Genomic DNA, 23,469 nt, shown 5'->3' with positions numbered 1-23,469 from the left:
GCCTTACACCCTGTATTCTAACAGGAGGTACTTTTTTGTTCAAAACTCTTTTTTGTTCGTTACAGGAATGCTCCTCATAAATAGTATCCATTGGCTGATAATCATTCAAATGAAACCAGTTGTCAATTCCGTAATTAGCTATTCTGACAGAGTCTAATTTATCTGTTTTCCCCTTTCTTATAGCTTTAGAAACATATTTTTTCATTACAAGCGGATTAATAACGCTCACAAAAATACCCGCCTGTTTCAAGCTACTTAATACAGGAAAGTGATATGCTCCTGTTGCTTCCATGACAACTCTAGTTTCATTCCCTAGATCACGAATGCGTTCAATTAATCCTGCTATAGATTTTTCAGTATGTACGATTTCGTAAGGAGATGCTATTACTTCTCCATAAGGCCGTAAAATGCAAACTATACTTTTTTCTTTTGAGATATCAATCCCAACGCTGATCATTTCGAACCTCCTGAATAGATTTTTTTGTAATGGTATCCATCTACACTTATTGCCATTCATTTTGGTTCGTTACGCGAAAGCCAACTTTGGTTTCAACCTGCTTAATCGAATGCTTACAATAAGAGATGGCTGACAGTTTTTATGCCGGATGTGATAATCCAAATAACCTGCACGTCAAACCACTAACTCCCTCATTGTAAAAAAATAAGTGCAAATGCTCAACATTGTTTTCAATGTCTAACAATTACACTTTTATCGTACCAAATAACCGCTTTAGCGGCACGGTTCTCGCGGCATATAATCATCTCCTCATTGTAAGAAATAAAAAAGGCAAAACAAAAACCGCCCCAAAGGACGGTTATGGTATAATGTGTAAAGGACGGGTTCACGGCCCGTCCTAAACTGAATACAGGAGGTGATTCAATGCGCTTCAAGACTAAGTGGTTTAGCCTCACGGTCTCAAGCGGCGCTTTGTGGATAATTTATCAGATTATCCGCGAAGTATCTCGTTAACCTCCGGTATTCATCGAACGTCCCTATTCGCAGTAGGGGCGTTCATTTAGTTTCTATGCTTATTATACCCTATTTATACGCAATATGTACATCTTTTACGCATAAAATAATCTTGACATTTATGGGTAGCTTCAAAACTGAATACTCTATTAGGATTACTGGAATAATACCGCGTAAAAATACGGTTTCTGCGGGTTGTTAGTTTTTACCTTGATGCCATGATGGTATTCTAATCCCACCTCTGAATTAATTCTTTTCCGAGTTTCTAAATATTCGGTAAGCACCTCAATTGCAGTTTTCTTGTATTCATTATCGACAAGGTTTATTTTACTGTTTCCTAAACACTCGGAACAAAACACTGCATCGTAACTAGGAACTGCTGAAAATGGTTTACTTTCTTTCCCGCAATGATTACAACAGACAGAGTATCCTTTCATTTCCATATGCAAACCTCCTTGCTTAGATTTAAGGTTCTAGTTTTTGCAATAAAGTTTCGATTTTTGGTCTTAATTGCGCAAAGTTTTCCAGAACAACTTTGTTTGAATTTATTGACCCTGTGATTGATGCTGGAGTTTGATGGTTTTGCTGACAACGAAATACTGTTAAAAACCAGTTAATCATATCCGCAAATTCTTCTTGTGATAAATTCTCCAAACCAAATAAATGTTTTTTCCAGTGTTCATCGTAACCTAAATTCTTTGCACCATAAAACCCATTCGGATCCATCCTATCAAGTTTATTAAGAGTATATTTTATCTCAATTATAAGTGCACGTTTTGCACTTTCTTTTTGGCTTGTAATAAGCAAATCATAGCTTTGTCGAGCACCACGAATCCCACCCAGATAACTACCAATGCCGCTAATTGCGCCACCAACCAATGCACCTATTAAACCAGCCCATACAGCATTATCCATACCATCATCTCCCCTACCATTTTCAACATATTTCGGCAGAGAAAATGTATTTCCTGTGAAAAAGGCAAAACAAAAACCGCCCCGAAGGACGGCTATGGTATAATATGAAAGGAGCAGGCTGCAACCTGCTCCAAACTGAATAAGGAGGTGGTTCCTGTGTGGATTACTCCACGAGTGATTGTCTGGTTGATTATCGCGCTAACGGTAATCTTGCTTAAACCAGTTGCAATCACTATTTGGCTCAAGTAGCCTCCCTATTCGCGAACGTCCCTGTTAGCACCAGGGGCGTTCATTTAGTTCCTATGCTTATTATAACCGATTTATACATGTTTTAAAAGGTTTATTATTGTTTTAAAATATTTTAAACATCCCCACCTTTCTAACTACCTCGTTTGTCGGATTAATAAATAATTTGTCAATTATTTCCTTTCACTATGACAGGTACTTGGTATTTTCGACGGAGAATTAGTATGGTTAACGCCCAGGTGGAAAGGAGTAATCATGGCAAAGATAATCACTTACGACTTATGCAAACCTGAAACATCTCAAGACTATAAGACTTTAATCGCGGAAATACAGAAATTTGACAGGTGGTGCAGGGTAACCGAATCATGTTGGGTTATTAATACATCACTAACTTGCGCACAAGTACGAGACTATTTGCGACAATTTATCGATGGTAACGACAAATTGTTTGTAGCTGCTCTTACTGGCGAAACCGCATGGACAAAGGTTAAATGCAAAGAAGATTACTTAAAAGTTTCACTAGGGAAACCAGGCTAACTATCGCGCTTCTGCAACAGTTCTTCCGGGGAGTCATACGGAAGAACACTCCAGTCGCCGGCTAGTAAATCGGCTTGAGTAGCAACCCACGGAATAAAATATCCTTCTGCGGTTTGCATATGCAAAAACAAGCTACTAGTAATCGGATGTGGATTATACACTACATATGGGCGCTTATGCATTTCTATGAAAACACCTTCGTGTTTCCATCCCCGGCGAGTTAATCGTTTACTATTTTTTAACGCTTGCAAAGCGCTTGAAAAATCCATATCAATGTTCTTTGTTTCATTAATTGCCTGGGCGTTATCCCTCTCGTTCATTTTCATTCCTCCATTTTATTAATTTTCGTCAAAATTGCCAACTTCTAATGGCTTGAAGTTAGAAACTCCCGGGTCTTTACTTAAAACCCATAATCCCATCAAACTCCTGTCGGTACTTCTTGGGTATGGTTTTCTCGGTTCTCTCAAGAGCAGTTTGATTCTTTCGCCGACGCTCACCGGCAACTTGTTTACCGGTTACCGTAAGTCGTCGCAGTTCTTCGGCAGCTTTCGTTATTGCCTTTTGGTCTTTGTTAGCCTCGGCCTCAAGGTAGTTATCGATAGCGACTGCAACTTCGTCACGTTTGGATTTTAGTATGTCCTTTTCAATTCTGCCTATATCACTCTCCTCGGCTTCATCCACCAGTCGGAATCCAGCGGCCTTTAAAATTCGTTCATACATGGTATCATACGTCGTTTGAAGCCGGCCACGCTTTACCTCTCTTCTCCCCTGCTATAGCCGCAGCCACGTCGCCTATAGCGGGTGATATAGCGGTTAGCGCACCCACCCCATCAAGCTCGAATGCTTTAATGCCAAAATTATATATTGTCGAACCACCAGGGCCGAACGCCGAAAAGAACCTCTCCCAAGCGGTTCTTGGCATATTACCAGCAGAACCAAAATCGCCAATACCAGTGCTCTTTGACACATCAACCCCATATTTCGGAATCGCACCTAACGCCCCGTACCATCCAGTTCTAACCACTCCTTTCATTAGCTCATTTACCTCCGGAATATCCTTAAAAAATTCGTCAGCCATTTTAAATGTGGCTTGTTTAACAATCAATTCATCGTCGTCGCCATCATACCCAAATGCTCGCAATATCCCGGCAACAACCGGAAGCATAAGCGCCTTAAATCCCGGAATACCCCATCCGCCAGATAGAGCCAAATACGGCAGCCAGAACCGAGCGTTTTGTCCTGCGTTCGGGCGCCAGGTCATCGGGTTAAGTAAATTCCCTTTGCCGAATAGAATTTCGCCAATCATTTCAAGCTGCTTTATAGGATATTTCATAAACTGTGCGGCCGTTTGCGTTACTGGACCGCCTGCACGTATAAACAGCGGCGTATCGGAGATAGCATAGTTTCCATTAGCCTTTTGATTGATTTTTTCAGCATATTGCAGCGCCTCGCCATGAGACTGTCCTTCCTGCCTAAACCATTAGAACCGCGCCGTTTTGCCAAAGAGTTTGCCAGTATAGCCAAAAAGGCTGGAGTAAATGTACACCGCCATGGGTTGCGACATTCTGTGGCTTCAGTATTAATTGACAATGGAGTTTCTGCTGCTGACGTAGCCGCGTTACTGGGGCATGCTGACGAAGCGTTTACATACAAGCAATACGTACACCCTCGAAAAGATGCAACAAAAAAAGCAACCTCTGCTATGAAGGCTGCTTTAAATCCGAAGCCAAAGCTTACATTTAAAAAATTAATCAGGGTAAAAAAAGAGCAGGCGGAATAGCATCCGACTGCTCTCGAAAAACAGGAATTGCACCACTTTTGCACCATCTGAACCCACTCATTTTTAGCACCACAGCCTGCAATCCCTTAATTTACTTGGAGCCGATAGCAGGATTCGAACCTGTGACCCTCTCATTACGAATGAGATGCTCTACCAGCTGAGCTATACCGGCAATTTGACAATATTATTTTACTCCCCGTTAAAGGAAAAGTCAATATTGACAAGATTGGCTCGCTGACCAGCTCCATTCGGAAATTTGATCCACAAGGGTACGGATATTGGCAGAATTACCGAACAAATCGGATACCACATTACCATCAAGCTTGCGGTTATTTACCATTCCCTGCATGATCTTTTCGACTTCCGCTAAAGCCAGCGGCCGGCGGTACGGTCTATTTTCAGTCAGGGCGACAAACACATCGGCTACACCCACTATTCTGGAGCCCAGACGCAGCGAAGGCGCTTGTATCCGGAAAGGATAGCCTGAGCCGTCTAAGGTCTCATGATGAAAAGCCGCCCATTCGGCTACTGTTGAAAATCCGTCTATTTTCTCCAAGATGCGGTACGTATAGTATGGATGCTGCTTGATAATAGAAAACTCGGTACTGGTTAGCTTGCCCGGTTTTTCCAGAATTTCATTCGGTATGGCCAGTTTGCCCAAATCATGAAATAAACCCGCAATTTTCATTAGCTTGACTTCCTCCTGGCTGTAGCCCTTGGCCTGAGCCAAAAAGGCCGCTACCAGGGAAACACTGCGGGAATGCATACCGGTGAAACAGCTGGTTCGGTCAATAATGGTGGCAAAAATTTCACCAATATTAACAACATCATCCATATTAAAGACCATTCGCCCATAGATATCAATCTGCCGGAAAAAGTTCTGATAATAATGGGGATTGGACAAATCCAGCCAAAAACTTTCCTGGCGGGCAAATTCGTGCAGGGCCCGTACTAACTCGGGGTCGAAATAGCTGCCACTTAGTTCTCTAATAGCAGATAAAACGTCAGGACGCTGCTCGAATATGTAAATGTGGTCCTTGAGCAGTATCTCCAGGCGATCTGCCAAATTGATAATTCTGCTGGTTATAGGAATGGCTTTCCCGGCAAGGCCGGACGGATTGGAACCATCCCAGTTATCGTGATGATGGCGAATGGTTTCGGCCAGCATACCAAACTGCTGTGAATCCTTTAGCAGCTCATAACCGGTTTCGGCATGACGAAAAATATCTTCTCCGGCTTTAAAGGTAAGCAATCTTTTCTTCTCCGACCAGCTAGATACTGCACCAATATCATGCAGCAACGAAGCATATACTACGATTTGCCGCTGGCCTTCATCCAGCCCAATATGTTTAGCAATTTTGTTGGCAATGAGCGCTGTACGCCAGTGGTGCTGGGATAACCCGCCTGTCGAAAGTTCAAAGGCTACAGACAAAGCACATACTAAATTACTCGGGTGGATAGTAAACAGCAATTGGCTCGCTCCCTATAAAAAACTATCCGCGCCAACTAACTTTACATCTCCTGTCGCGGATGATATAACCCTGCTCACTACACGTGCGCGTGTCGGTCTGACAGTTCAGCCTGTTTGGCAGAATTAAAGCGATCCTCGGTACTAAGATATCCGGTTATCCGGCGTACCCGCTTAATCGGTGAACGCTCAACGGCCTTAACGATAATCTCTTCCCCTTCTATCTTTAACTGCACCTGGGCAAGTTCTTTATTCCGTTTCTTCCACAGCTGCAGTTCTTCAGCAACAATGGCCCTGATCTCCTCTTCCGTAATTTCTGAATCTGCCACAACATTTACACCATCAATAATCATTGGTATCCCTCCATTGTTAAATAAGTTTAATTAAACATAGCAGTTATCCGGTAAAAATCCATAGCCACTCATTTTCCAGTCGCTATACCTTCCATTAACTAGCAATATACAACTTTCGACACCTGCCGGGAAACTCCTGTAAAGCCCGAACAAAAAACAAAAAGCCACCTGGGGGAAACAGCAACATCTCCCGCTAGTGTCAGCAGTCTTTGAACAGAATAAGACTGCTGACACTAGCGGCTACCGTTTTTCCTGGAAGCCTACATTTTGCAGCAATTGACCGCTGGCCGGACACCAAATCCGGCCATGTTTTTTTAATTCACCTTACCGGACATGGTTGGCAATGTCCAACGCTACATCAATAATCATATCCTCCTGGCCGCCAACCATTTTTCGCCGTCCTAGTTCTAGCAGAATATCACGCGTATCAACACCGTACCTGGCAGCCGCCCGCTCGGCGTGCAGCAGGAAGCTGGAATATACCCCGGCATAGCCGACCATAAGCGATTTGCCGTCCACCTGTACGGGATGAGTCATCCGCGGACGAACTAACTTGTCTGCGGCATCTGCCAGCTTATATAAATCGGCTCCCACAGGTATCTCCAGCTTCCGGCACACAGCAACCAGCGCTTCTGCCGGCGTATTACCCGCACCGGCACCCAGGCCTGCCAGCGATACGTCAATCCGCCCGGCACCGGCTTCGATGGCCGCAATACTGTTGGCCACTGATAAGGAAAGATTTTCATGTGCATGGAAACCAACCTGTACTGCCGGTGACAAGGCTTCGCGCAAGGCACTAATGCGTGCGGTCACACCTGCGGGAGTTAAATTGCCGGAGGAGTCGGTGGCATAAACGCAGTTAGCTCCATAGGATTCCATTAATTTAGCCTGTTTTACCAGTTCAGCCGGGGATATCATATGGCACATCATCAGAAAACCAACAGTGTCCAAACCGTTTTCCCGCGCAAAAGCAATATGCTGAGCCGAAACATCGGCTTCGGTACAATGGGTGCAGACACGTACTGTTTTAATTCCGTATTTCATGGCGGCTTTCAGGTCATGGATGGTGCCGATACCGGGAATGAGCAGTACCGAAAGCTTAGCATTCTTTATTTTTGAGGATACGGCTTCCAGATATTCAGCATCTGTATGTTTAGCCAGGCCATATTGCAGTGAATGTCCGCCCAGTCCATCACCATGGGTAACCTCAATAATATCCATGCCTGCTTCGTCAAGCGCCTGGGCAATAATGGTCATATCGTCGGTGGAAAACTGATGCGCCATGGCATGCATACCGTCCCGCATGGTTACATCGGTTAAGATAATCCTGTGATTATTCATCCTTATCCCTCCTGTTTAACGCCAAAGCGCTCGGCTGCCAGCATTTCCGCAACACGCACGGCAGCGCAATTCATAATATCCAAATTGCCCGAGTAGCTGGGGAGAAAATCACCCAATCCCTCTACTTCAATGAAAACCGTTACTCGCTTGCCATCAAACTGCGGTGGATGTTTAAGCCGGTAACCGGGTACATACTGCTGAACCTCTTTGACCATCTTTTCAATGGATTGGGCAACAGCCTGCTCGATTGCCGGGCCCTCTTGCTCCATCAGGCAGCGCACCGTATTGCGCATCATGATCGGCGGTTCAGCCGGATTAAGGATAATAATGGCCTTTCCCTGCTTGGCGCCGGCAACCTTGACTTGTGCCAAACCGGTTGTTTCGGTAAATTCGTCGATATTTGCCCTGGTACCGGGTCCGGCCGAACGGCTGGAAATGGTTGCAACAATCTCCGCATAAGTTACAGGAACAATTTGATTCACGGCATAGGTAATGGGTATGGTAGCCTGCCCACCGCAGGTAACCATATTTACGTTGTCGGCCATTAATCCTGCCTGCATATTGACGGAGGGAATCACAAAAGGCCCTACTGCGGCTGGCGTCAAATCAATAGCTATCTTGCCAAGCTCACGGTAAACCGGCGCATTCTCGATATGAGCTTGCGCACTGGTGGAGTCAAAAATAATATCAAACAAATCGGCATGTTCGCGAACCCCGTCAATGCTTTTATGAGAGACGGTCAGACCTTCCTTCCCGGCCCGCTCCAAGCCTTGCGACTGCGGGTCAATGCCGACCATGACCGTTGCCTCCAGCACCTTGCTGCGCTTTAACTTATACATAAGATCTGTCCCGATATTCCCCGAACCCATAATAGCTGCTCGTACTTTTTTCAAGGTTGTCGCCTCCAAACATTTAAATTGAAACAGAGCTTGCCTCAGACTGCTGCTTTCCTTGCGGACAGTTCCGGCAAAATAACTTTTAATTAATTCTACATTATCAAACTTAATTCTTATATTTTGACAGACGATTACCAGCTGTCTATGTTGGTTTAGATTTACGGTCTGTAGCCTAACCTGCGGGAAATCTCGTCGGCTGCCTGCCGTACAATACCGACCAGTTCTTGCATGCGCTTTTCATCCAGCCTGGCGGAAGGTCCTGCCACACTAATGGCTGCCATAGCTTTGCCGGTGTGATCAAAGACTGGTGCAGCGACACAGCTAAGCCCGATTTCGTTCTCTTCTTTGTCAAAGGCATACCCCTGCTGCCTTACTTGCCGCAGATGTGCAAGCAGCTCTTCCCTGCTGCCGATACTATGCTCGGTTACTTGCCGTAAAACAGATGGAATGAGCTCACACAGTTCAGCATCACTCTTATTGGCCAGCAGGACTTTGCCAACACCGGTGACATAAGCCGGAAAGCTCATGCCAATGGAGGTAAATACCTGAAATGACCGGTTTGAGGTACATTTATCAATATAGACGACATCAGTGCCCCGCAGAATGACAAGATGCACGGTTTCACCCACCTGGGCAGCCAGGTCCTGTATTACCGAACCGGCAACTCCCCGGATCTCCAACCTGTCCAATAGCCGGTTGCTCAGAACCAGCAGATGCATTCCCAGCCGGTATTTGCCTCTTTCCTCATCTTGCTCAACCAAGCCATAATGCTTGAGGGTATTTAAAATTCCATGCACGGTACTTTTATTTAAATTAAGCTCGTTTGCAATCGCCTGTAACGTAAGTTCCGAATTATTACCGTTAAAGCAATTTAAAATCTGAATGGCCCGCTCGATGGACTGAACCATAACACCTTGTTGCGCCACATCATCTTCTCCTTAAGCATTTTTTGCTTACCTGACAATCCTTGCTTGGGATGAGAATTCGTGGCCCTTAAGATATTTCCTCCTTTTTGGGCTTCGGCTTCCTTACTTAATGTAGCGGCTTCCCCTCCCTCGCATTCTATATTATAGAACATCGTTCTCGTTGTGGTATTAATTGATACATTCGCTAAACTTCTATAAATTCCTTGCTGACATTTTCCTTGCCGAACATTTTTTTATAGCATGCAGTTATTCTCTACGCCCTGACCAATCGTAGCATGTCACAGGCAGCTTCATACGGATTTTGAGCAGCAATGACTGCCGACACCACTGCGACACCAGCTATACCTGTTCCCATAACTGCTTGAACATTACTCCTATTAATTCCGCCAATGGCAACAACCGGAATCCGTACCTGTTCCTTAATGGATTTTAATGCCGCTAAACTCACACTATCGGCATCATCCTTGGTATTTGTGGGAAAGACGGCTCCTACGCCCAAATAATCAGCACCTTGCTCCTGCGCCAGTAATGCTTCTTCCAGAGTTGACGCAGATACGCCAATAATTTTGTCAGGTCCCAAGAGACGCCGTGCCACTGCTAGCGGCAAATCTTCCTGCCCAATATGCAGCCCGGCGGCGTCTACCGCTAACGCAATATCTGCCCGGTCATTGACAATAAGTGGTACACCATATTTGTCGGTAATACTTTTTATCCTGGAGGTCACTTGAAAAAATTCTAGGGTTGACAGATTTTTCTCCCGCACCTGCACTACCGTAGCTCCCCCCTGCAGTGCCTGCTCCACGGTTGCCACAAGGTCCTTGCCGCCAAGACAATCCCTGTCGGTTACTAAATATAAGGAATAATCCACATTATTGTTATGCATTTGAAATTCTGCCACCTTTCGTGATTAATTCCGGTGTCATCGCCCACACCGCGTCAAACAATCGCATCCGGAAGGTTCCAACCCCTTCGCCGGCCTGCAGGGATTGCTGCGCAATCTCCCCGGCCATTCCCATAGTCATTACTCCCGCGGCAGCTCCGGTAAAGCAATCGCCGGTTGCGCCGCAATAGCAAGCAATTAAAGAGGTCGCCATACAGCCGGTGCCTGTTACCTGAGACAAGATCGCATGACCGTTGTCAATACGGCACACCCGCTCCCCTGCGGCAATAATATCCTGCTTGCCGGTGATGGCAATTACACAGCCAAGTTTCTGCGAAAGCTGCCTGGCCACCGTTTCCCCGCCGGCCTCGTCGGCAACAGAATCAACCCCTTTAATACCGGCATCAAGTCCGGCGATAATTTTTATTTCCGACATATTACCGCGAATGACAGAAGGCCCGACCTCCTGAATAATCTTCTTTGCCGTGGCGGTACGCAGGGCTGTAGCCCCCACCCCCACCGGATCAAAAACAATGGCAATGCCCTTTTCCCTGGCCTTTTTACCGACAGCCATCATGGATTCGATGTTCCGGGAGTTTAAGGTTCCGATATTTAATACCAGAGCAGACGCGAACGAAACCATTTCTGCCACTTCACCGATGTCATCAGCCATAACCGGCGAAGCGCCGATGGCCAAGGTTATGTTGGCACAATCATTTACCGTCACATAGTTGGTAATGTGATGGACTAAAGGCTTTTTTTCCTTCAAGGTTAAGAGGCTATCGGATATTTTCTGCAGGATTTCCATGTTTGCGTATACCCCCATACAATTCTATATAATACTGCTGTAATCACCATGACCGGAATAGTGGCTCCGAAAACAAAGTCCAGCCTAATAAATTGATAATACATTCCTACCCCGAGTGCCCAAACTATCAGCGCGCCCCAATTAACAAGCATCTCATCCTGTACTTTTCGATTTTTAATAATAAAATACTCTGTCAGCAAAACGGCAAACAGGGGAGCAAAAACAGAGCCGATGGCAATAAGGAAATTCTCATACTGTTCAATATTAACCCAGAGAGCTATGATGGTGCCAATCACTGTCATAACCAGGGCTACCCGTTTTTCATCAAATTTGGGAAAGACATTGCCAAAACTGACCCCTGCGGAATAGGCGTCCAGAAAAGTAGTGGTTACTGTTGCCAGGATAATAATCCCCAGGGCCGATAAACCAAGATTGGCTGCCAGCAGCATGGCCGAGGGTTCCGGGTTTCCGGCAATAATGGCGGCTCCCAGACCAATGATATACATCCAGCAGCTGCCCACAAAATATCCCAGACCACTTCCCCAGGCCGCACTGGCTTTACTCTTGGCAAAACGGGTATAATCCGCAATCAAAGGCAGCCAGGAAAGCGGCATAATAACACTTAATTCTACAGCCTGGCCGAAAGACATGCCCCCGGCAGGCGGCGCCAATAACGCGGTACTGTCTTTAAATACAACACTGCTTAGCACCACAGTAATACCCAGCAGGAGGAACACAGCTAACATATTGGCTTTCTTGACCCCGCCTTCCCTTCCCAGTATGATCCACAGGAAAACTAAGCCACCAATGCCGATACTCCATAAAGACAGCTGATCCAAGCCCCACAGCAGTTTACTAATCTCATTGGCTGAACGGGCGGCTGCAATAATCATAACTGCCGTCCAACCCAGCAATTGCAAAACATTTAATACCGAAAATAAATAGGAGCCATAGGTACCAAAAGAAATCCGGGTAGATACCAGCGCCGGTATTCGCTCTTGGGTACCAATCCAGCCAGCCAGCACCAAAATCCCCGTCCCTGCCACATGCCCAAGCACAATCGCAGCCATCCCGCTTTGAAAACCGAGCGGAGCCAAAAGCCCGCCTGTCAGTATCTCAGCAATGGATATAGCGGCCCCAAACCACAAAAATAAATAATGCTTAAAACCTAATGTATTATCCTCACTCATAATCCAACCCACCTGCCTTTACAAGAATTGCAGAAATAATGGATTCCAACAACAAGTCGCCCACGGAAAAGGAATGCAGTTACTTAAAAAAATTAAAAGCACATCCGTCAGGATGTGCTTGCAAATTATTGTAACATCCCTACGCTGGCATTACCCAGATCAGGTCAAAGGGTCATAGATTTTATCAGATCTATCTCTCAGCCGGCCTTTCCAGCTCCCCTATAAAACACGCCTATTCTCTTTTTCCATTTTATAGTAACACATCTGTGCACTATTTTCAATAAAAAGTTCATGAGCTTGGTGGTAGCCGCTTCAAACCGGCTTGCCTTTCAAACAAGGCTCTGTCTCCATATCCATATAAATGAAGCAGCCGCACCCCGAGGGCTGCGGCTACTTCTGCACATTAATCTGACGCTCCGGCACCAATGGCAATTCCGATCAAAAGAGCTGCAATTTCGCGCAATGCATTGTCATGCCGGTCTTTTTCCTGCCTTTGGCGCTCCCGCCATTCACGCTCGCTTTCATGAGGCCGCTGTTTCATTTCCCGCTCATGACGTTCGTTTTCCTGGCGTTTCCGTTCATCATGTTTGCGTTTCTGCTCGTCATGCTTACGCTTTTGTTCATTGTCATGGTCGTGGCGGTTATCACGCTGATGATACGCCATTCGGTTAGAACCATTATTATGTATAGATCCAGGTGCCGCAGCAGCTACCGACGAAAACATGCCAACTTGCAATAAACCGACCATGGAATATATGATTGCCTTTTTCGCCACAAACTTCATATGAACCACTTCCTCTTATTATTATGCTTTAATGATAGCATCCACTTTTTTGATTTTTATTAGAAAATACTGGCTGAAAATAAAAAAAGCCGTTTACCTTAAAAAGGCAAACGGCCCAAAAATTTAATATTTTATACGAACACGTCACACCCCTTAAGCAAGGGCAGAAGTAAGTTTAGCTCCTAATTCTTTGCATTTAGCAAGACCTGCGTCATCAGGAGTACTTTGAACTGTCAACCCGTCGTCCACCAACACAACACCGAGTTTCTTCATCCGCTCCATCCAATCTCTCATCCATTGTCCATCGCCCCAATCGTAAGATCCGAACAAAGCTAATGGTATGCCGGATAAGCTTTGCCCCTCCAGGGATTGAATGAATGGCTCCATCTCGGATTCTTCCAGAACTTCATCCCCCATGGAAGGGCATCCAAGAGCAACAGCATTGGCACTAAGCACATCCTCAATCGAAGCCTTATCAACAGAAGTTAACTGCACGGTAACTCCATCCAGGCCGGCCCCTGCCGCAACTGCTTTCGCCATCTCCTCTGTATTGCCTGTGCCACTCCAGTAAATAACCACTACTTTTTTCATAATTCATCCCTCCATATATTTGGGCCTCAGGTAAAAATACCCAGCCTTGTTCCACGCTATTTGATAACTTGCGGTTCATCAGATTCCCAATCATCTTGTTATTGAAAATAATTCTCAATAAATTGTCGAAAAAATAAGCCTGCGCAGGCTTTTGTTAATAATGCACTTAATTGAGATGCGGCTAGACTATCTTCCTTTAAATAAGCCACTTGCAGCAGCCGGAAATCTTAAAGCGGTGTAGTCATCGCCAGAAACAACTATCATCTCATCGAGTGATAACAATTCTCATTTGTATATTACCATTATTTGAGATTGCTGTCAATAGCAATCTCAAATTTAAATTTCTCCGGCTGCCTTATCCCTGTATTCCTGGATTTCAGCAGTTAGTTTGTACTCATTCTTTTTCAACTCAACAAGAAACCCGCTCATAACTTTTGAAAAACTACCACTATTAGCATCAAATGCAGTTTCTGAATACGTTTTCCGGGCCTCCGGCACCATCTGCTTGGTATCATAGCTAAAAAGCGGCGTATTATTAGCCCCATAGAGTGCAAACACCGAATACCGCTTTAGCAGTTGTCTCATATCTTCTATTTTGGCAGAATTGGCATATTCTTTAATAAACTGTTCCTGCGTCTTCGCCCGCTTAATTATTTCACTCCAGCTTATCATCAGGGCTGCATCTTTAACCGGGGTTTTATCTGATTCAACAGCCATAATATCAATGTACGCAACAATATCCTGGGCTACTGCGTTCCGGTACTTGTTGTAGAAGGCATAGTCAATAACAGGAAAGTACATTCCTTCGGCTGTTTCTATCTTGAAGCCGCTGCTTTGAGTCTCTAGCAATAAATCTCTCACTTCTTTATTTTCAATGCTACTGATAGCCTGGCTTGTCAAACCATTTTTATAGCTTTTTGCCAATACCTTTTGGACTGCTTCATTATCGCCAAACTTATCTTGCAGTTTTGGCAGCTTCTCTTTCTGCACTGTTTCAAGCCCAATAATCATCGTTGCTGCACCGGCTTGCGATACGGCAGCCATATTACCGTCAATATACTCAATTATTTCCGGAACGGTGACCTCTGCTTTTTGGCGCAGTGCATTAAAGTTATCGATAACCGCTTTTTCTTTGACTGCCGCAGCCTGAGAAGCTTGTTGCTCAGCAGGTTCCGGTGATGGTGCACTACCGTTATTCGCACAGCCCCCTACCGCCAAAACGAATATAAGAATCAGGCTGATGTTTGTTATTTTATGTATAAACTTTTTCATGCCAAGCTCCTTTCATGCAGTAAATTTTTTTCTCATACTTAGTTTAACGTTTCAGCGATTGTTAAGGTAACGCAACTAAGCAATAATTATCAATCAGTATTAGATAGTATTGCCACCCAGGCTATGCAATAGTCTGAACGGTCCTATTCCTCACACTCATTATCACCAGGTTTTTTCCCTCTTGATAAATGCTGCTAAAGCGAAAAAAAGCTGCGCTAAACTTGTTAGCACAGCCCTATTCGTTACTATTATATTTATTTGTTTGCAGTGTTTACTACATATTTTTTGTCGTTACCGGGGCAGCCATTCCTCGGCAAACAGCGGATATTTCTCAGCAATCCCGGCCACTTGCCGGCGAATCTCTGCCAATACTTCAGGCTGATTATGATTTTGCAACACTTTCCCTACTAAAACGCCGACCTCATACATCTCGGCTTCCGTCACACCACGTGTGGTTAAAAACGGGCTGCCGATGCGTATTCCACTGGATACATTGGGTGGCAAAGCATCGAACGGAATCATGTTTTTATTGGTGACAATCCCAACCGAGTTCAAGACATCCTCCGCCTCTTTGCCTGAGGGAATCAGGGGGGTAACATCAGCCACAATGAGATGTGTATCCGTACCGCCGGTAATTAACCGCAACCCCTGCGACAAGCAGCCTTGCGTCAGCGCTTGTGCATTCAAAAGGACTTGCCTGCTGTAAAGCTTGAACTCCTCAGACATACACTCCTTGAACAGCACGGCCCTGGCGGCAATCATGTCCATTTTCGGGCCACCCTGAATGTTCGGAAATACCGCTCTGTCAATTTTGTCGGCCAATGCCTGGCGGCAAAGAATAACGCCACAACCACGCGGTCCCCGCAGCGTTTTTTGCGTTGAAAAACTAACCACATCGGCGTGCGGCACTGGTGACGGGATGACCCCGGCGGCAATTAAGCCGACATCATGGGCACAATCAACCCACAAAAATGCCCCCACTGATTTGGCAATTGCAGCAAATCCCGCATAATCAATCAAGCGCGGATAAGAAGATGCACCGCAAATGATCATTTTGGGATTGTGCTGCTGTGCTAATTGTTTAACTTCCTCCAGATCAATGCGTTCAGTTTCCTGGCTTACTCCATATTGAACAACATTGAACATTTTCCCACTGACATGAAAGGCCGCACCATGGCTTAAATGCCCGCCATGACTTAAACTCATAGACAAAATGGTATCCCCTTGCTTCAAAAGCCCATGCAAAATAGAAATATTGCCGATAGTCGCATTTGCGGCCTGCAGATTGGCATGCTCGCAACCAAATAACTGTTTGAGTCTTTCTATCGCCAAATTTTCAACTTCATCGGCAAATTCACAGCCGCCGACAAAACGCCTGCCCGGATAACCTTCCGTATTCTTATTGGTAAAAACGCTGCCTTCCAGGAAAGTCGCCAGAGGAGACGCATAGTTTTCTGATGCAATCAGGCCAAGCGTGGTTCTTTGTCTGTCTTCTTCCTGTTGGAGCAGCTTGGCCATGACTGGATCAAACCGTTCCAGCATTTGCATTTTTGTTTCTTTTTCCATAAAAATACCCTCTTTTCTTTTTTGTTATTTTGGTAATGCGGCACCGAAAATAAAAAAGACCAAGAAGAGTGAGCTGTACTCACACATCTTGGTCTTAAATATCTCGGTAAATGAAGAATATTCACATACCAATAGATAAGACTATATTTAATTTGTATGTATCGTAACACAATTGCCTGAGAATTGCAATTACTTTTTTTAGAGGATATTTTTCTTAACCATCATGTACCGGTTGTGCGCATCCTTTAACGCGACAATTAATGTTTTTTGCACCAGGCCGAAAAACCGCTGCTGGATATCCCGCACCATACCGTCAATCCCAGTGGCTAAGTTCTGTCCAATCAACAGTGACCGGATAAAATCCTGCGTCATGGTCCTGACGGTATTGCAGGTGACGTCTACAATAAGATCTGTCTCTGTATCAACAATAAAGCTTAGAAAGAATACATTATAGACAGTAGAAATGGCATCTTCCTTACTTGGCTTTGCCTGTCCGGTGATAAAAATTGTATTCGGTGCATAGTCCATATTGCCCCACTCCCTTTCGACTACTCAAACACCGTGAAATAGGCTTGTCCGTCAGCCTTCGCTTCTCGGCAGTATTGGTCTGCATTACCTGCTTGATTATAGTATATGGGTTTTACCTGTAATCATCAATATACTCAGACAAGGTTTGTCCCGGGAGGGATGCTGAGTCTCTGCTCATGACGGCTTGGCAGAAACCGGGAAGGAGACTGCCACCAGTTACCTGCCAGACAGCTGTAATCTACTCTTGCTTCCTTTCTAACGCACTGGCAATCCGTTGTAATGCTTTATTTATGCCGCCCAGTTGCATTAATGTGTAAATAACCACGCCAGCGTACAAAACCATAAAGATCATCCCAAACGGAAAAAATCCGTCATCTATCATCATTATTATCACCCCTCGTATAGCTTAATCTATATGCTATGGAGTTATGCATAAAAATAAGCCCCCGGGAAGGCCCTCTTTCTCTTGCATTTGCCGTGCACTACGGATTTACTGATGCAGCAGGGAAAAACAACTATTGGTAGAATACCTTGGGAAATCAGTTATTTGCGGAGTTTAGTTATCAAAGCAAGCACGATAGAAACGTTTATTTAGATAACACAACGATAAAGAAAGTGAATGAAAGCCAATGATTCAACACAGGCAAACGTTAAAAAATATAAGTTTTATACTTTTATTTATATTATTGATTATAGGATTAAGTAACTCTTCACACGCAGCAAGCAATATATTCTTAACAGAAGAAGAACGGGCTTATATCGCGAAAAAGGGAGTAATAAAAGCGGTATCGCTTGACGGAGTAGCGCCAATACAATATTCAGATAAAAACAAAGAAGTACAGGGCATCTCCAAACGGGTGCTCCAGGAAATATCAGCAATAACAGGGCTTACATTCGAGTATACGTTATATGGGTCTTTACGTGAAGTGTTTGAAAGTAATGCAGAGATTGCTTTTGGTATACCCAATAATTATGCGCCACCTGACATGATATTGTCTAAACCATATTTACGAAGCGAAACAATACTATATATAAATGCCGCGCAAGATCCCAATAACCTTGATAACAAAATATATGCTGCGGTAAGGGGAAGCGCACTGCCCAAAGGCATAAAAGAAGAAAATTCTATTTACTTTGAGACAAGAGAACAAAGCTTAGATGCCGTAGAAGCCGGAAGAGCTGATTATGGCTATGGTAATGCATATTCAGTAGCATTTTATACACTGCAAAATGGCTATAAAAATTTAGTTACAATTCCTAAAGGCAAAGAAGCAAGAGCATATTGTATTGGCTTTTTTCATGAAGATGAGATACTAATCTCAATTATCAATAAAGCACTTAGTGCGATTGGTGAAAATCAATTGCAAAATCTGGTGTTAGATGTTGCGGCACAAGTTGAAAGAAAAATTACTTTTTCAATGGTTATAAATAGGTATGGCAAAGAAATTACTTTTATCATTATTGGAGTCTTGAGTATCTTGCTATTTGCTATTACTTCCAATGTTAAAGCAAATAAAACTCTGAGAATGAATAATCGCCGCTATGAGGTCTTGTCTGAAATCTCCAACGAGTACCTGTTTGAATATTTTACAAAGACTAATCGCTTACAGTTGTCAGAAAGCTTTATTCAACAAATAGGAACTCAAGAAAACCTTAATGAAGCTAACAGGATACTAAAAAACATGTTAGCCAATACTGCTGCGGATAGGCAATATTTTGAGATTAAGCTTCCGCTTGCCAATGGCGAAGTAGGTATATTCAAGGTAATACACCTGAGTGTAAACGACGACAATGGAAATTTAGTTTCCATTATTGGCAAAGTAGTTAATATTAGTGATGAAGCTGCGAAAAGGGAAGAACTAGCCAACAAAGCGTTATTAGATGGCTTAACAGGTTTATATAATGCTATAACAACTAAGGAACTCATTCAAACCGCGATATGCAGCCGGCAGGGAAAACAACGAATTGATGCATTTATCCTGATTGATTTGGACTATTTTAAGGATATTAATGATACGCACGGGCATTTAGCCGGTGATAACGTATTACTCCAGCTGGGAAAAGTCTTGAAACAATCATTCAGAACCACTGATATTAGTGGGCGAATTGGCGGTGATGAGTTTGGCATATATATGCCAAACATCCCTTCGCTCGATTTTGTTAAAACAAGATGCCAGAAAGTGAGCACACTAATCAATACAGCAATAGAAGATATACCAGTAACAATTAGTGTTGGCATAACATTAGTGGATCAGGATATGGGATATGAAGAGATCTTCAAAAGCGCAGACGAAGTGCTGTATCAAGCAAAAAGAAATGGTAGAAACCAGATTGTTGCTTGGGAGGAAAAATAATATATAAAATCGCTGCGAGTCCAGGGTTAGCGATTCATCCTTTAGAGCCTCTGTTTGACCAATAAAAGTTCCTTATCGGCGAGTTGGTAAGAAGATTCTTCTGTTCGGCCATACAGCCCTGACACGCATATAAGCTACCGCGTTATATACAACATCTTCAGATTGAATTCAATTTCATCAGGCTCGGCTTGCTTAATCTGTACATGACGAAAAGAATCTGACAAGATTGATGTAATCTCTTTCTTCTTCTCATCACTCATTCTAGAGCCGAAAATAACCTCTTTGACTGCATTTGCGGGAAATTGAAAGAGATGGATTGAGTAAGGGGAAGCCTGAATGATTTTACTTGCTTCTTGTAGTGGGCGAATAATTCTCCATTCTTGCTCATAACTCCATTGAGTACTTTTTACCAGAAACATATCAGTACCTGACATTTCTAGCATGGGTAACGCCGGTCGTTTTTCACGATATTCAATTTTACGCAGATGACGAAATTCACCCTTCAGTCCTTTCTCCTCATGAAAGTAAAGATTATTTGCATCAAAACCAATTACAAATCCTTCGTGACTTGCAGCGTAATGAGCCCACATTAAAAGATTATCCTGTTTCTCGGTAAGAGACAAAATTCCTATCTTATCGTTAAACCCTTCATCTAACATTTTTCGAACCATTGGGGCGTTAGACTCTACTATTTTGTGAAATAATGCTTTGGCATTTTTCCTTAGTTCTTCTTGGGCTTTTTTATAAAACATGTCAAAAGACATCATAGCTTGAAACTCTCTCGGTAGTTCGTCATATTTCTCTCGTAGCACTTTAGGCATAAGTTCATCAAAAGCGTTATACACTTCTTGCTCCTCGGAAAGCTTACTAATGTATGGCTTAACTTCAAATGGATCATTAAATGCTCCAGGTTGCGTATATCTAACCATACAATTCTGAAGAACGTCTATTCTATCTGGGGTAAGGTACTTATATAGTATCATAGACTCCTCCCAATACTTTAATTGCCAAAACAATATAAATACATATATTTACATATGAACCGATAAAATCCTGCCGCACTGTAAAATAATAACCACCCACCAGAAAACCCGGTAGGTGGCTATATCTAACCTTTTAGAACTTTTATAGCATTCCTAGCTAACAAATCACACCTATTATTCTTCTCATTATCGCTATGACCTTTTACCTTTACCCAACTAACGCTATGGATATTTAATAATTCTATCAACCTGACCCACAAATCTTGATTCTCAACAGGTGTCTTTTTACTAGTTTGCCAGTTATTCTTTTGCCATTTGTTAACCCAATTATCAGTAAATGCCTTACACACATAGGCACTGTCTGTATATATTACAACTTCACATGGCCGCTTTAATGTCTCTAATGCCTTAATTGGCCCTGTCAATTCCATCCGATTATTAGTAGTATGCGATTCATTGCCGGACAAATCTTTTTCTATGCTTTTATATATAAGTATTGCTCCCCAACCACCAGGGCCAGGGTTGCCACTACAGGCACCATCGGTATATATTTCAACTCTATCCATGCTAAACTCCTTAATCATTAATGCTTCAAAAACGAACACACCTAATTTTTCCGACTGATAAACGGAATAAACTAACTCATGCCATTGTACAGCCGATAAGTAGGCCTTCCCTGATTCAATCATGTATCCAATAATTTTCAAAGACTTTCCAGCTATAAAGATAACAATAGACAAAATTCCATTGCTGACCATTAAACTAACATTGCTATCTGCTGGTATAGCTAATGCTATCTCAAGAAACTCCGCTCGATAAACTGCGATTTTCACTGCCAGGGACAACAAATTGTGTGTTAATCCATAATGAAATTTATAATTTTTCGAAAGTCTCCAATAAGCCTCGGATTATCATACAATAAAGGTTGCTTTTCCCATGAGTATTTTGTAAATTCTATTTCAGATGCTTTGTTATAAACAGTTTGATGTTTTAATGTTTTTTCCCCAATTGAAATTTGAAAATGGCTTTGCTACATGATGTTAGATACGCATGCTTCTATCTCTTTTATTTCATCTATGTTATTTAGTAGCTTGGGACTACAAAAGAAATATTCCTTAATGTACTTCATCTACCCACCTCTACCAAGTTTTTCTATAGACAATACACAATTCCTGCAAGATATCACACGATAAATTGTACAATTGCTAAAATGAGCAGTCGGCAGGAAGCATCCCGCTGACCATGTATTACTTTTTAAAAGAACCTCTCGGCAACCTTTAGAATGACTCTGATATCTGTTCGACCATAAATACATTTCTATCATTTGCCTGCCCCATTAGACCCAAGTATAAAGAAAGTGCAGTAAGCAAAATTAATATATTACATGTCTGAATCTCAGTAAGATCTGAAGTATCCCTAAGATTGATTAAATAGGGAGAGTCTTCGTGAGCAATATATTTTTCAATAGAGTTGACAGATACATGAGTATCATCAAAGTAAAGCCGATATACACTTTGATATATTATTTCGAGATTTGCCCTTTTGGCTAATTGTTCGATTGGTTCTATATCACTTATCAGTCCATTATCTTTTTTAGCCTTTACCTCATCTCTCATTTACTCGAAATGGAGAAGCAAGGGGACGCAAAATCTGCTTCGTAACAACACTTGATTTTATAGTTTCTGGAGGGAGACTGGGGTCTGACACGATAGAAGCAAAACGTCCGTCCCCACGCTTCCGTCTTTAACAAAATTTGCTATTGCCCCACGAATTGCCCCATAAATGAAAAAAGCCTTCCAGCAAATCGCTGGAAGGCTTGATCTTACTGGAGCGGGCAACGAGATTCGAACTCGCGACCCACGGCTTGGGAAGCCGGTACTCTACCACTGAGCTACGCCCGCACATGTTAAACATAGAGAGTTTTTGCACCCTTTAGCATAAACTATCCACGACTAAAGAAGCCTATGCTCTCGTTCTCTGGTGAAATTATAGCATACATAACATCCAGACGCAAGTTGGTCTCTATGTAAAAATACCGACCTAAAATTACATTTTGTAACTCCATTTTGTACTAATAGAAACTTGTTATTTGACCTGACTGGTATATCTAATACCGGCTTTGGCTTTTAGAGTCCATAGAAAAATTCCTAAGTAGTCACACAACACAAGGATTCTCAGTCTTTTATTCAATCTTACACAAGTAATTTAAGTCGGGTTCATCCGGTTATTTCTATAACCTTAGTCTAGATCAAATAAGCCTTATCTCCTCATTTTTACCCTTTAAAATTCCGCCTGAACAACAAAAACTCTTCCAACGCTATTCCAAGTTGTTGAAGAACTTCAGTTGTATCCCTTTTCTCCTTACATAGTTGGTCAAATTCTTCGGATAGTTCACGAATTTTATCGCTTAGTTCAATTTCTTTTTGTTTATACTCTCGTGATTTATACATTTCTTATATTCACCTTATAATATTCTAAATATTGTTATTATCAAAAGAGTAGCATTGTAAATCACTTATATTTATCCACCCCTACTGAAACCAATAAATTCATAAAATTTGTCCAAAACACTAAGTACTTTCAAGCTATGTCCGAAAAACTTCCTCCATATTATACCATATTATTCAAAATTAATGCAATATTATTGCGTTTTTAATGAAGTGCAATTGCATTTTTTCGCCCCTATAATGAACGCAGGAGGTGAATAGCTCTTGCGTAGACGAAAAAAGTTCGTAGAAAAATATAGAGAACTTGGAAGGAAAGTAGCTTTTTACCGAAATCTTCGCGGATTAACACAGGAAGAACTTGCTGAAAAAATAGAAGTCAGCGTGAGCCATATTAGTAAAATTGAGGCTCCCCAAGCTAATACCTCCCTCTCACTAGACATGCTGTACTTAATTGCCGAAGGGTTGGACATCGATATTGCAGCATTCTTTAATCCTATTGAAATAAGCAGTCCTTATATAAAAAAGTAATTAGCTGCATATTATTTGAATTGACGAAGGTGCCATAATTGGCACTTTTTTGTATTTATCAGGCTTTTAAGTTTACCAGAAGAAAAAAGACAGGCTCTATGCCTGC

General features: G+C 42.9%; 27 protein-coding genes, 2 tRNA genes and 1 riboswitch. Of the genes, 3 read left to right on the top strand and 26 right to left on the bottom strand.

The features are described from left to right. The 6 genes from GT1_RS14385 to GT1_RS14360 form a co-directional block, all read right to left on the bottom strand. A partial coding sequence (locus tag GT1_RS14385) for an IS110 family transposase (protein ID WP_223226270.1) occupies nt 1–457 on the bottom strand: 457 nt, incomplete at its 3' end. Nucleotides 458–1,125: 668 nt separating this feature from the next. Then, a complete protein-coding gene (locus tag GT1_RS14380) occupies nt 1,126–1,413 on the bottom strand; it encodes a hypothetical protein (protein ID WP_075756318.1) in 288 nt (95 codons plus the stop codon). 22 nt (nt 1,414–1,435) lie between these two features. Further along, on the bottom strand, nt 1,436–1,885 hold the full coding sequence (locus GT1_RS14375; RefSeq protein ID WP_075756319.1) for a hypothetical protein: 450 nt from the start codon (nt 1,883–1,885) through the stop codon (nt 1,436–1,438). A 779-nt stretch (nt 1,886–2,664) separates the two neighbouring features. Then, complete coding sequence (locus GT1_RS14370; protein ID WP_188399321.1) at nt 2,665–2,988, bottom strand: DUF2829 domain-containing protein; 324 nt, start codon at nt 2,986–2,988, stop codon at nt 2,665–2,667. A gap of 76 nt (nt 2,989–3,064) precedes the next feature. Next, complete coding sequence (locus tag GT1_RS14365) at nt 3,065–3,388, bottom strand: hypothetical protein (protein ID WP_188399320.1); 324 nt, start codon at nt 3,386–3,388, stop codon at nt 3,065–3,067. A 4-nt stretch (nt 3,389–3,392) separates the two neighbouring features. Beyond that, nucleotides 3,393–4,001, bottom strand: coding sequence for a hypothetical protein (locus GT1_RS14360; RefSeq protein ID WP_188399319.1), 609 nt, complete (start codon nt 3,999–4,001; stop codon nt 3,393–3,395). Nucleotides 4,002–4,016: 15 nt separating this feature from the next. On the opposite strand from GT1_RS14360, the gene GT1_RS14355 reads away from it, so the two are divergent. After that, nucleotides 4,017–4,448 (top strand): tyrosine-type recombinase/integrase, encoded by a 432-nt coding sequence (locus tag GT1_RS14355; protein WP_223226269.1) that lies wholly within the window; start codon nt 4,017–4,019, stop codon nt 4,446–4,448. Between the two features lie 96 nt (nt 4,449–4,544). Here the strand turns inward: GT1_RS14355 and GT1_RS14350 are convergent. The 15 genes from GT1_RS14350 to GT1_RS14280 form a co-directional block, all read right to left on the bottom strand. Continuing rightward, nucleotides 4,545–4,620: transfer RNA gene (locus GT1_RS14350), tRNA-Thr, on the bottom strand. Between the two features lie 39 nt (nt 4,621–4,659). Then, nucleotides 4,660–5,919 (bottom strand): HD domain-containing phosphohydrolase, encoded by a 1,260-nt coding sequence (locus tag GT1_RS14345; RefSeq protein WP_188399317.1) that lies wholly within the window; start codon nt 5,917–5,919, stop codon nt 4,660–4,662. 77 nt (nt 5,920–5,996) lie between these two features. Further along, nucleotides 5,997–6,269: an anaerobic ribonucleoside-triphosphate reductase gene (gene nrdD, locus GT1_RS14340; RefSeq protein WP_188399316.1), complete on the bottom strand. Its 273-nt coding sequence runs from the start codon at nt 6,267–6,269 to the stop codon at nt 5,997–5,999. Between the two features lie 324 nt (nt 6,270–6,593). Further along, complete coding sequence (gene dmpG / locus GT1_RS14335; protein WP_188399315.1) at nt 6,594–7,610, bottom strand: 4-hydroxy-2-oxovalerate aldolase; 1,017 nt, start codon at nt 7,608–7,610, stop codon at nt 6,594–6,596. 2 nt (nt 7,611–7,612) lie between these two features. After that, complete coding sequence (locus GT1_RS14330) at nt 7,613–8,503, bottom strand: acetaldehyde dehydrogenase (acetylating) (protein ID WP_188399314.1); 891 nt, start codon at nt 8,501–8,503, stop codon at nt 7,613–7,615. Between the two features lie 161 nt (nt 8,504–8,664). Then, nucleotides 8,665–9,432, bottom strand: a complete 768-nt coding sequence (locus tag GT1_RS14325) for an IclR family transcriptional regulator (protein ID WP_188399313.1) — start codon at nt 9,430–9,432, stop codon at nt 8,665–8,667. A 253-nt stretch (nt 9,433–9,685) separates the two neighbouring features. Beyond that, nucleotides 9,686–10,315 (bottom strand): thiamine phosphate synthase, encoded by a 630-nt coding sequence (gene thiE / locus GT1_RS14320; protein ID WP_188399312.1) that lies wholly within the window; start codon nt 10,313–10,315, stop codon nt 9,686–9,688. Then, the gene (gene thiM, locus GT1_RS14315) at nt 10,308–11,081 is read right to left on the bottom strand and encodes a hydroxyethylthiazole kinase (protein WP_255430445.1); all 774 of its coding nucleotides are present in this window, start codon (nt 11,079–11,081) and stop codon (nt 10,308–10,310) included. Before thiM ends, thiE begins: the two co-directional genes overlap by 8 nt. 2 nt (nt 11,082–11,083) lie before the next feature. Further along, entirely contained in the window at nt 11,084–12,310 is a 1,227-nt protein-coding gene (cytX, locus tag GT1_RS14310; RefSeq protein WP_188399311.1) for a putative hydroxymethylpyrimidine transporter CytX, read from the bottom strand. A 118-nt stretch (nt 12,311–12,428) separates the two neighbouring features. Next, nucleotides 12,429–12,541: riboswitch (TPP riboswitch) on the bottom strand. 172 nt (nt 12,542–12,713) lie between these two features. After that, on the bottom strand, nt 12,714–13,094 hold the full coding sequence (locus tag GT1_RS14305) for a hypothetical protein (protein ID WP_075756329.1): 381 nt from the start codon (nt 13,092–13,094) through the stop codon (nt 12,714–12,716). Between the two features lie 153 nt (nt 13,095–13,247). Then, nucleotides 13,248–13,685 carry a flavodoxin gene (locus tag GT1_RS14300; RefSeq protein ID WP_075756330.1) on the bottom strand — a complete coding sequence of 146 codons (438 nt, stop codon included), beginning with the start codon at nt 13,683–13,685 and terminating at the stop codon, nt 13,248–13,250. A gap of 336 nt (nt 13,686–14,021) precedes the next feature. Then, nucleotides 14,022–14,957: a hypothetical protein gene (locus tag GT1_RS14295; protein ID WP_188399310.1), complete on the bottom strand. Its 936-nt coding sequence runs from the start codon at nt 14,955–14,957 to the stop codon at nt 14,022–14,024. A 291-nt stretch (nt 14,958–15,248) separates the two neighbouring features. Continuing rightward, the gene (glyA, locus tag GT1_RS14290) at nt 15,249–16,523 is read right to left on the bottom strand and encodes a serine hydroxymethyltransferase (protein ID WP_223226268.1); all 1,275 of its coding nucleotides are present in this window, start codon (nt 16,521–16,523) and stop codon (nt 15,249–15,251) included. Between the two features lie 198 nt (nt 16,524–16,721). Next, a complete protein-coding gene (locus tag GT1_RS14285; RefSeq protein WP_075756332.1) occupies nt 16,722–17,051 on the bottom strand; it encodes a DUF3870 domain-containing protein in 330 nt (109 codons plus the stop codon). A 238-nt stretch (nt 17,052–17,289) separates the two neighbouring features. After that, nucleotides 17,290–17,436: a hypothetical protein gene (locus GT1_RS14280; protein WP_158027086.1), complete on the bottom strand. Its 147-nt coding sequence runs from the start codon at nt 17,434–17,436 to the stop codon at nt 17,290–17,292. Nucleotides 17,437–17,680: 244 nt separating this feature from the next. On the opposite strand from GT1_RS14280, the gene GT1_RS14275 reads away from it, so the two are divergent. Next, on the top strand, nt 17,681–19,405 hold the full coding sequence (locus tag GT1_RS14275) for a GGDEF domain-containing protein (protein ID WP_188399309.1): 1,725 nt from the start codon (nt 17,681–17,683) through the stop codon (nt 19,403–19,405). 134 nt (nt 19,406–19,539) lie between these two features. On the opposite strand, the gene GT1_RS14270 is transcribed toward GT1_RS14275, so the two are convergent. The 5 genes from GT1_RS14270 to GT1_RS14250 all read right to left on the bottom strand — a co-directional run bounded on the left by GT1_RS14270 (nt 19,540) and on the right by GT1_RS14250 (nt 22,838). Next, a complete protein-coding gene (locus GT1_RS14270; RefSeq protein ID WP_083945570.1) occupies nt 19,540–20,388 on the bottom strand; it encodes a DUF2971 domain-containing protein in 849 nt (282 codons plus the stop codon). A 125-nt stretch (nt 20,389–20,513) separates the two neighbouring features. Further along, nucleotides 20,514–21,221, bottom strand: coding sequence for a ribonuclease HI (gene rnhA / locus GT1_RS22290; protein ID WP_223226267.1), 708 nt, complete (start codon nt 21,219–21,221; stop codon nt 20,514–20,516). Between the two features lie 444 nt (nt 21,222–21,665). After that, nucleotides 21,666–22,004, bottom strand: coding sequence for a DUF5677 domain-containing protein (locus GT1_RS14260; protein WP_188399308.1), 339 nt, complete (start codon nt 22,002–22,004; stop codon nt 21,666–21,668). 210 nt (nt 22,005–22,214) lie between these two features. After that, nucleotides 22,215–22,289 (bottom strand) — tRNA-Gly (locus tag GT1_RS14255). Nucleotides 22,290–22,661: 372 nt separating this feature from the next. After that, a complete protein-coding gene (locus tag GT1_RS14250) occupies nt 22,662–22,838 on the bottom strand; it encodes a hypothetical protein (RefSeq protein WP_188399307.1) in 177 nt (58 codons plus the stop codon). A 261-nt stretch (nt 22,839–23,099) separates the two neighbouring features. Here GT1_RS14250 and GT1_RS14245 point away from each other — a divergent pair, with 261 nt between their 5' ends. Then, nucleotides 23,100–23,363: a helix-turn-helix domain-containing protein gene (locus tag GT1_RS14245; protein ID WP_188399306.1), complete on the top strand. Its 264-nt coding sequence runs from the start codon at nt 23,100–23,102 to the stop codon at nt 23,361–23,363. The last annotated feature ends 106 nt before the right edge of the window (nt 23,364–23,469 follow it).

It is taken from the genome of Sporomusa sp. GT1 (assembly GCF_014634905.1).
GTDB lineage: Bacteria > Bacillota > Negativicutes > Sporomusales > Sporomusaceae > Sporomusa > Sporomusa sphaeroides.
Note: the sequence above shows the minus strand (reverse complement) of the source record. Positions and strands in the feature narration are given on the sequence as shown.

Coding starts and splice junctions, on each gene's coding strand:
- GT1_RS14285 (WP_075756332.1), bottom strand. CDS start 17,051: ATGGACTATGCACCGAATACAATTTTTATCACCGGACAGGCAAAGCCA.
- GT1_RS14260 (WP_188399308.1), bottom strand. CDS start 22,004: ATGAGAGATGAGGTAAAGGCTAAAAAAGATAATGGACTGATAAGTGAT.
- GT1_RS14360 (WP_188399319.1), bottom strand. CDS start 4,001: ATGAAATATCCTATAAAGCAGCTTGAAATGATTGGCGAAATTCTATTC.
- GT1_RS14380 (WP_075756318.1), bottom strand. CDS start 1,413: ATGGAAATGAAAGGATACTCTGTCTGTTGTAATCATTGCGGGAAAGAA.
- GT1_RS14375 (WP_075756319.1), bottom strand. CDS start 1,885: ATGGATAATGCTGTATGGGCTGGTTTAATAGGTGCATTGGTTGGTGGC.
- GT1_RS14275 (WP_188399309.1), top strand. CDS start 17,681: ATGATTCAACACAGGCAAACGTTAAAAAATATAAGTTTTATACTTTTA.
- GT1_RS14270 (WP_083945570.1), bottom strand. CDS start 20,388: ATGATACTATATAAGTACCTTACCCCAGATAGAATAGACGTTCTTCAG.
- thiE (WP_188399312.1), bottom strand. CDS start 10,315: ATGCATAACAATAATGTGGATTATTCCTTATATTTAGTAACCGACAGG.
- nrdD (WP_188399316.1), bottom strand. CDS start 6,269: ATGATTATTGATGGTGTAAATGTTGTGGCAGATTCAGAAATTACGGAA.
- GT1_RS14280 (WP_158027086.1), bottom strand. CDS start 17,436: ATGATGATAGATGACGGATTTTTTCCGTTTGGGATGATCTTTATGGTT.
- GT1_RS14305 (WP_075756329.1), bottom strand. CDS start 13,094: ATGAAGTTTGTGGCGAAAAAGGCAATCATATATTCCATGGTCGGTTTA.
- dmpG (WP_188399315.1), bottom strand. CDS start 7,610: ATGAATAATCACAGGATTATCTTAACCGATGTAACCATGCGGGACGGT.
- GT1_RS14295 (WP_188399310.1), bottom strand. CDS start 14,957: ATGAAAAAGTTTATACATAAAATAACAAACATCAGCCTGATTCTTATA.
- GT1_RS14300 (WP_075756330.1), bottom strand. CDS start 13,685: ATGAAAAAAGTAGTGGTTATTTACTGGAGTGGCACAGGCAATACAGAG.
- GT1_RS14365 (WP_188399320.1), bottom strand. CDS start 3,388: ATGTATGAACGAATTTTAAAGGCCGCTGGATTCCGACTGGTGGATGAA.
- GT1_RS14370 (WP_188399321.1), bottom strand. CDS start 2,988: ATGAACGAGAGGGATAACGCCCAGGCAATTAATGAAACAAAGAACATT.
- GT1_RS14250 (WP_188399307.1), bottom strand. CDS start 22,838: ATGTATAAATCACGAGAGTATAAACAAAAAGAAATTGAACTAAGCGAT.
- glyA (WP_223226268.1), bottom strand. CDS start 16,523: ATGGAAAAAGAAACAAAAATGCAAATGCTGGAACGGTTTGATCCAGTC.
- cytX (WP_188399311.1), bottom strand. CDS start 12,310: ATGAGTGAGGATAATACATTAGGTTTTAAGCATTATTTATTTTTGTGG.